The following is an 844-nucleotide window of genomic DNA, read 5'->3' on the forward strand; positions in this document are numbered from 1 at the left end:
CCTTTCCTTCGATGACTTGGCGGTCTCGAAGCAGAACCTACGCCCGGCCCCTTTTACACCGGCTTTAGGACGCGACCGAAACTAGTGATGGGCCGGTGATGACGAAGGAGCACGATCTTGTTGTCTTCCACCCTCATTACCCGGTGGCTCTGCGCAAGAAGCATCAAGTTCTTGCGGCTGGTGTGGCGGCCGTTTTCAGCGTGAAGCGGACAGTCAAGCGCGCTCATGTTCTTGAGGCCTACGAGGATGCAGCTCTGCTCCGCCGAGGGATGAAAATCCGTGACACAACACCGAGGGAATGCTTAGCTCCGCCAGTATTTTTTGGCCTCCTGGGTGAGTCGAGTCAGTGGTCCCAAGCAGACGACGGAAAACAGAAGATCAAGAGGCTCGTGGATGAGCAAGACCACCAGGTGGAGAAACCGCGAGAGGGTCTCGACGTGCTCTGCATCGCGGACTTTGGCCATTGGGTCAGGTCGACATCGATCGTGAGGGCCGAAACCTGGAGAAACATGCAGATGCCGTTGTCGCTAGCCACAAATATGCCGCAGCAGCTATTGGACCTGTTTACGGGCGGCGATGCCGTCTTCTCAGGTCTCCGTCACCGCTATGACGACCCGCAGCCGCTATCCCCCCTGACCCACTTCATTGGCACCCTGTGGTGGAAACTATCGATTAACGACCCTACCGTCCAGCCTCTGGCAGATGGGTTCAGGCTTACTGACACCTACCCCTCAGGTGGCGAACTCGCCTTTAAGAACTGGAAGCTAAGCGGAACCTGTCAACCTGAATGAGGCACCGTTGCGCGGTATTTACTGAGCGTCCTCCTCTGGATGGTCGGGTGGGT

General features: G+C 57.2%; 1 protein-coding gene. It reads left to right on the top strand.

The genetic code is table 11. From position 1 onward, the window contains the following. Nucleotides 1-98 precede the first annotated feature (98 nt). Complete coding sequence (locus AO501_RS18070) at nt 99-791, top strand: DUF6602 domain-containing protein (RefSeq protein WP_197419882.1); 693 nt, start codon at nt 99-101, stop codon at nt 789-791. Nucleotides 792-844 lie beyond the last annotated feature (53 nt).

Source organism: Mycobacterium gordonae, from assembly GCF_001417955.2.
Taxonomy (GTDB): domain Bacteria; phylum Actinomycetota; class Actinomycetes; order Mycobacteriales; family Mycobacteriaceae; genus Mycobacterium; species Mycobacterium gordonae_B.